Source organism: Corallococcus llansteffanensis (genome assembly GCF_003612055.1).
Classification (GTDB): Bacteria; Myxococcota; Myxococcia; order Myxococcales; family Myxococcaceae; genus Corallococcus; species Corallococcus llansteffanensis.
This window is the reverse complement of record NZ_RAWB01000581.1, coordinates 1-6,226: the sequence shown is the minus strand read 5'-3', so window position 1 is coordinate 6,226 and position 6,226 is coordinate 1. Positions and strand designations below refer to the sequence as shown.

General features: G+C 69.7%; 8 protein-coding genes and 1 pseudogene. 5 read left to right on the top strand and 4 right to left on the bottom strand.

The window, feature by feature from the left end; genetic code table 11:
• Positions 1-182 (bottom strand): annotated as a pseudogene (locus D7V93_RS35665) (hypothetical protein); the annotation flags it as partial.
• Positions 183-337: 155 nt separating this feature from the next.
• Here D7V93_RS35665 and D7V93_RS35660 point away from each other — a divergent pair.
• The 4 genes from D7V93_RS35660 to D7V93_RS35645 are packed head-to-tail and all read left to right on the top strand — an operon-like array spanning position 338 to position 2,188.
• Entirely contained in the window at positions 338-940 is a 603-nt protein-coding gene (locus D7V93_RS35660; protein WP_120647607.1) for an RNA polymerase sigma factor, read from the top strand.
• A complete protein-coding gene (locus D7V93_RS35655) occupies positions 937-1,416 on the top strand; it encodes an anti-sigma factor family protein (protein ID WP_120647606.1) in 480 nt (159 codons plus the stop codon). Before D7V93_RS35660 ends, D7V93_RS35655 begins: the two co-directional genes overlap by 4 nt.
• Positions 1,416-1,919: a DUF3106 domain-containing protein gene (locus D7V93_RS35650; RefSeq protein ID WP_120647605.1), complete on the top strand. Its 504-nt coding sequence runs from the start codon at positions 1,416-1,418 to the stop codon at positions 1,917-1,919. The genes D7V93_RS35655 and D7V93_RS35650 overlap by 1 nt, the downstream gene beginning before the upstream one ends.
• Positions 1,916-2,188, top strand: coding sequence for a hypothetical protein (locus D7V93_RS35645; RefSeq protein ID WP_244237701.1), 273 nt, complete (start codon positions 1,916-1,918; stop codon positions 2,186-2,188). Before D7V93_RS35650 ends, D7V93_RS35645 begins: the two co-directional genes overlap by 4 nt.
• Positions 2,189-2,276: 88 nt before the next feature.
• Here the strand turns inward: D7V93_RS35645 and glmS are convergent, their stop codons facing one another.
• The 3 genes from glmS to D7V93_RS35630 form a co-directional block, all read right to left on the bottom strand.
• Positions 2,277-4,112 (bottom strand): glutamine--fructose-6-phosphate transaminase (isomerizing), encoded by a 1,836-nt coding sequence (gene glmS / locus D7V93_RS35640; protein WP_120647603.1) that lies wholly within the window; start codon positions 4,110-4,112, stop codon positions 2,277-2,279.
• A gap of 102 nt (positions 4,113-4,214) precedes the next feature.
• Complete coding sequence (gene glmU / locus D7V93_RS35635) at positions 4,215-5,618, bottom strand: bifunctional UDP-N-acetylglucosamine diphosphorylase/glucosamine-1-phosphate N-acetyltransferase GlmU (protein ID WP_120647602.1); 1,404 nt, start codon at positions 5,616-5,618, stop codon at positions 4,215-4,217.
• A gap of 35 nt (positions 5,619-5,653) precedes the next feature.
• Complete coding sequence (locus tag D7V93_RS35630; protein WP_120647608.1) at positions 5,654-5,836, bottom strand: hypothetical protein; 183 nt, start codon at positions 5,834-5,836, stop codon at positions 5,654-5,656.
• Between the two features lie 211 nt (positions 5,837-6,047).
• Here D7V93_RS35630 and D7V93_RS35625 point away from each other — a divergent pair.
• On the top strand, positions 6,048-6,226 hold a 179-nt coding region (locus D7V93_RS35625; protein WP_244237702.1), incomplete at its 3' end, for a gamma-glutamyltransferase.

The following is a 6,226-nucleotide window of genomic DNA, read 5'->3' as shown; positions in this document are numbered from 1 at the left end:
CCGCCTCCTTCGGCGACCAGGTCCTCCAGGAGCCCGTTCAGCTCCGACGCCAGCCGCTGCCGCTCCGTCCCGGTGGCGCGCCGGGCCTGCTGCGCCAGCAGGAACATGGGCAGCGGCGAGTCCGTGGGCGGGGTGGGCGTGCCGCCCTGCGCCAGGGGCTCCCAGGGCGCCAGGTCCTGCACGGAGCCGTCCTCATCTCCGGAATGGGAGGCGGGTGTGCGCGAACGTGGGCGGGGAGCATCGGACACGGTGGCGAAACTGTAACCGGGGGCGCCCTCGGGGTTCAAAGTGGGAAGGCCCGCAACTTCCAACGGGCAACGGGGTTGATGCCTCACGGATGGACCTGGACCCGGACACACAGGCGATGCTGAAGGTGGCGGCGGGCGACAAGCAGGCCTTCGCCTGGCTCTTCGACCGACACCACGCGAGCGTGGCGCGCTTCGCGTTCCGCTTCGTGGGCGATCCGGCGCGGGCGGAGGAGCTGACGCAGGACATCTTCGTGAAGCTCTACCGCCACGCGCGCTCCTACAAGCCCACGGCGAAGTTCAAGACGTTCCTCTTCCGGGTGGCCACCAACCACTGCCTCAACGAGATGCGGCGCGGCGAGTACCGCGTGGCCCGCCTTGTCACGGAGGCCCCGGAAGCCGAAGACGCGGGAGGCGTGGAGATGCCAGGGCCCGAAGGGGACCGGCCCGACCAGGCGCTGAGCGGCCGGGAGCTGGAGGCGGCGGTGGGATTGGCGTTGGGGGATTTGAGCGAGCGCGAGCGCGCGGCCTTCACCATGTGCCGGTTCGAGGGCATGGCGTACCGGGACATCGCGGAGGCGCTGGAAGCGAGCGAGGCGGCCGTGAAGAGTCTCATCCACCGGGCCACGCTGGCGGTGGCGCGCAGGCTGGAAGCGTTGCAGGCGGGCACCGTGCCCGCGAGGAGTCGGGCATGAGCTGTGCGTATGAGGAAGACCTGACGGCCTACGTGGACGGGGAGCTGCCGCCCCCGCACCGCGCCCGCGTGGAGGCCCACCTGGGCACCTGCGCGGACTGCCAACAGACGGAGCGGCTGCTGCGCGTCACCGTGGCGCGGATGGCGGAGCTGCCCGCCTTCACGCCCTCGCCTTCCGCGCGGCGCGAGGTGCTGGCGCGGCTGGACGCGCTGCCCCCCACGTGGCGTGAACGGCTGGCGTCGCTGCTGCGGCCGGGCGTGCTGGTGCCCTCCCTGGGCGTGGCCGCCGCGGCGGTGCTGGCGGTGCTCGTCGTCGGCCGGGGCGGCGGAGAGAGCACGGCGCTGGACGAGTGGGACCCGGGCGCGCTGGAAGTGGCGACGAACCTGGAGCTGGTCGAGGACTACGAAGTCCTCGGGCTCGACAGCTCCGATGACCTGGAGGTCGTCGAGAACCTCCACGAACTGGGGATGCCGTGATGCTGGGAAGAACGACCCTGGCGGCCGTCGCCGTGGCGGTGACGCTGGCCCTCCTCACGGGCACGCCCGCGGGCGCGACCAACGCCCCCACGCCCACGCCCGCGGAGCGCTTCGAGAAGCTGCCCCCGGAGCAGAAGGAGGCGCTGCGCGCGAAGCTGCGCGAGTTCAAGGCGATGCCGCCCGAGGAGCGGGCACGCGTGCGCGAGAACCTCCAGCGCTGGCGGCAGCTGCCCCCCGAGGAGCGCGAGCGGCTGCGCTCCAACCTGCGCGACTTCCAGCGCCTGACGCCCCAGGAGCGCAAGGCGGTGCGCGAGCAGGTGCGCGACCTCAAGGGGCTGTCCACGGAGCGCCGCGCGGAGCTGCGCCAGCGGATGCGCGCGTACCTGCGCGAACACCCCGAGCGCCGCGAGCAGATGATGGAGAACATGCGCCGCTGGCGGCAGATGTCCGCCGAGCAGCGTCAGGAGGCACGCGAGCGGCTGCGCGAGAGGCGGCGCAAGTGAGGCCCGCCCCCCTGTCCATGCATGGCGCGTGGCTGCTGCTGTTCGCGCTCGCGGGCGCGCTGCCCGCCGCTGCCCAGGAGGTGCGCACGCCCCCTCCGGAAGCACCGGCGCCTCCCGCGTCCCCCGCGCCCGTCCCCCTGGAGCCCCGCCGGACGGAGCCGCAGCTCACCGACGAGGACCGCGAGGTGGTGGAGAACCTGGAGCTGCTGGAGTCGCTGGACGCGGCGGCGGACCTGGAAGTGCTGCTGGAGCTGGCCGAGGAGAAGTAGCCCGCCCGGACCCAAGCCACGAAGAAGCCCGGGCCCCCTTGAAGGGGACCCGGGCTCTTGTCTCTTCAGGACCTGAAGCGGTTCAGCGCTACTCGACCGTCACGCTCTTGGCGAGGTTGCGGGGCTGATCCACGTCGTTCCCGCGCATCTCCGCCACGTGGTAGGCGAGCAGCTGCAGCGGGATGGTGGCCACCACCGGCGCGAGCAGCGCGCAGGCGGAGGGGATGCGGATGACGTGGTCGGCCAGGCTGTCCGCCTGCGTGTCGTCCTCGTCGAGCACGGCGATGACCTTGCCGCCGCGCGCGCGGACCTCCTCGATGTTGCCGATGATCTTCTCGTACGCGACGTGCGGCTGCTTCGGCGCGATGATGACGACGGGCATCTTCTCGTCGATGAGCGCGATGGGGCCGTGCTTCATCTCACCGCCCGCGTAGCCCTCCGCGTGGATGTACGAGATCTCCTTGAGCTTGAGCGCGCCCTCCAGCGCCACCGGGTGCATGGGGCCGCGGCCGAGGAACAGGAAGTCCTGCGCGTTCATGAACTCGCGCGCGACGCGCTTCACCTGCGGCTCGCACTTGAGCACGTCCTCGATCATCTTCGGCACCTGGGTCAGGTGCGTCAGGTGCTCCTGGGCGGCCTCCACCGACAGCGAGCCGCGCATGCGGCCCAGCTTCACCGCCAGCAGGTAGAGCGTCACGAGCTGCGTGGTGAACGCCTTGGTGGACGCGACGCCGATCTCCGGACCCGCGTTGGTCAGGATGTGCAGGTCGGACTCGCGCGTCATCGCGCTGCCAATCACGTTGCAGATGGCCAGGGTGTGGGCGCCCAGCCGCTTGGCCTCCTTGAAGGCCCCCAGCGTGTCCGCCGTCTCACCCGACTGGCTGATGGCGATGACCAGGTGCGACTTCTCCACGATGGGGTCGCGGTAGCGGAACTCGCTCGCGAGCTCCACCTCCACCGGGATCCGCGCCAGCGACTCGATCATGTGCTTGCCGGCGACGCCGGAGTGCCACGACGTGCCGCAGGCGAGGATGGTGATCTTCGTGAAGGACTTCACCTGTTCGGTGGAGAGGTTCCACGTGTCGAAGTGGACGTCGCCCTCCGACAGGAGCATCCGGCCGCGCAGCGTGTCCGCGATGGCGCGGGGCTGCTCCCAGATCTCCTTGTGCATGAAGTGCTTGTAGCCACCCTTCTCCGCCATCATCGGCGTCCAGTCGATGCGGCGGGTGGGGCGGTTCACCAGGTTCCCCTGGCGGTTGTAGATGTCCACCTTCGCGGCGGTGATGACCGCCAGGTCACCCTCCTCCATGTAGACGAAGTCGCGCGTGTGCTCGAGCAGCGCGGGCACGTCGCTGGCCACGAAGTTCTGGCCCTCGCCCAGGCCCAGCACCATGGGCGACGCGTCCTTCGTGCACACGATGCGGCCCGGATCCTTGGAGCACACGACGACGAGGCCGTAGGTGCCCTTCACCTGCTGGATGGCGGCGCGCACCGCGTCCGGCAGGTCCACACCGCGCTCCACCTCCTCGGAGATGAGGTGCGCGAACACTTCCGAGTCCGTCTCCGACGCGAAGACGTGGCCGCGCGCGCGCAGCTCCACCTTCAGCGCCAGGTGGTTCTCGATGATGCCGTTGTGCACCACCGCCACGTTCTTGTACGTGTGCGGGTGGGCGTTCTCATCGGAGGGGCGCCCGTGGGTCGCCCAGCGCGTGTGGCCAATGCCGGTGGTGCCCTTCGGCAGGTCCTGCACCACCCGGTTCTCCAGGTTGCGCAGCTTGCCCGTGGCGCGAACCACGTTGAGCTGGTTGCCGCTCACCACCGCGACGCCCGCGGAGTCATAGCCCCGGTACTCGAGCTTCTTCAGACCCGACACCAGGATGGGAGCAGACTCCTTGTCACCGACGTAACCAACAATCCCGCACATGTTCCTGCCTCTTTCTCGACCCGCGCCGCCTCAGCAAATCACGGGAATCCCAACCACGCCCAACCGCGCCCAACCGTCCGACCACCAGGCAAGCGTCGCGAACTAACCGCCTGCCTTCACCTTTGCCTGCCGTGCCTTCTTGCCCGCCACCCACCCCTCCTTCACCACCTGCGGCGCACGGGACACAGCGAGGCTCCCAGGAGGCACATTCTTCGTCACCGTGGTGCCCGCGCCGACATAGCCGCCGTCCCCCACCTTCACCGGCGCGACGAGCTGCGAGTCCGAGCCGATGAAGACCCCGTCGCCCAGCTCCGTCAGATGCTTGTTCACCCCGTCATAGTTACAGGTGATGGTGCCCGCGCCGATGTTGCAGCCCGCGCCGATGTTCGCGTCCCCCAGGTAAGTCAGGTGGTTGGCCTTGCTGCCCTTGCCGATGCGGGCCTTCTTCGTCTCCACGAAGTTCCCCAGATGCACGTCCTCTGCCAAGTCCGTCCCGGGACGCAGCCGGGAGAACGGGCCGATGATGCACCGGTCGCCCACACGCGCCTCTTCCAGCACGGAGTAGGGCTTGATGTGGGTGCCGTCCGCCACGTGGGAAGCGGTGAGCACGCTGCCCTGCCCGATGATGACGTTCTTCCCGACGACGGTGCCGGCCGCGAGCGTGACGCTCGGACCAATCTCCGTATCGGTGCCAATGGTGATGCCCTCTTCGATGTACGCCGTGGCGGGGTCCAGGATGGACACGCCGGCGCGCATGTGGGCTTCGTTGATCCGCTGCTGGAGGACGCGCGCGCGGGCCGCCAGCTCCACCTTGTCGTTCACGCCCGCGGTCTCCGTGGCGTCCGCGTCCACCGCGCCCACCGGGCCGTGCTTCGCGGCCATCTCCACCAGGTCCGTGAGGTAGTACTCGCCCTGCGCGTTGACGGGTTTGATCTCCGCGAGCGCCTTCCAGAGGAAGGCCGCGTCCACGGAGTAGATGCCCGCGTTGCACTCCTTCACCGCGCGCTGCTCCGGGGTGCAGTCCTTGTGCTCCACGATGCGCGCGACCTTGCCCGCCTCGCGGATGACGCGGCCGTAGCCCGTGGGGTCCTCCAGCGTGGTGGACACCAGCGCCAGCGCCCCGCCCGCGGCGTCATGCGCGGCGAGCAGCGCCTGGAGCGTCTCCTTGCGCAGGAGCGGCACGTCTCCGTAGAGGATGAGCACGCGGCCGTCGTGGCCCTTCAGCGCGTCTTCCGCGGCCTTCACCGCGTCCGCCGTGCCGCGCTGCTCCTTCTGGAGCGCGAAGCGCAGGGGCGCCTCCGGGAAGTGGGCGCGGATGGACTTCTCCACCTCGGCGGCCTGGTGTCCCACCACCGGCACCACGGACGTGGCGCCCAGTTCCAGGGCTCGCTTCAAGGGATAGGCGCAGATGGGACGACCGAGGATGGGGTGAAGGACCTTCGCCTTCTCCGACTTCATCCGCGTGCCCTTCCCCGCGCAAAGGACCACCGCTGCCAGAGCTGTCATATGCGGCGGAGAATTAGGGACCGCCGATCAACTCGTCAACCGTGCCCGGGCGTCAAAACCGGCCGGGGGCCTTCCTGAGACGGCCGGGCGCTGACTGCCACACACAACGTGTTGCGCTGGACGGTGATGCCGAAGCGCGGCTTCAGGAACGTCGTCATCCGCACCGGCACGGGCGCCACCACGGGAACGGAGGGCTCGATGGGGTTGGGAGGACTCATGGACGCCACCAGTCGCTGCACATGGATCAAGATTGCCTCGACCCAATCCACAATCCAAGGAAAAAAATGTCGTCCAGTTGAAACCCTGGTCCCCACGCGGCGCATGGTGCATTAGGGAACGGCCGGAAATCACAAGGAAAGGCGTCCACAGGTGGGGAACACACACATCGGAAGCGTCGGAGCCGGGTGGGTTCGCGCGGTAGGACTCGCGGTGCTGCTGGCCGCTTCGGGAGTGCAGGCGGCGCGGCCCTACCGGGGAGGTGCGGTGGCCACGGCGTACCCCCCCGCGAGCGAGGCCGCGCTGGAGATGCTCAACAAGGGCGGCAACGCGGTGGACGCGGCCGTGGCGGCGGCGTTCGTGGCGGCGGTGGTGGGTCCCTACCACTCCGG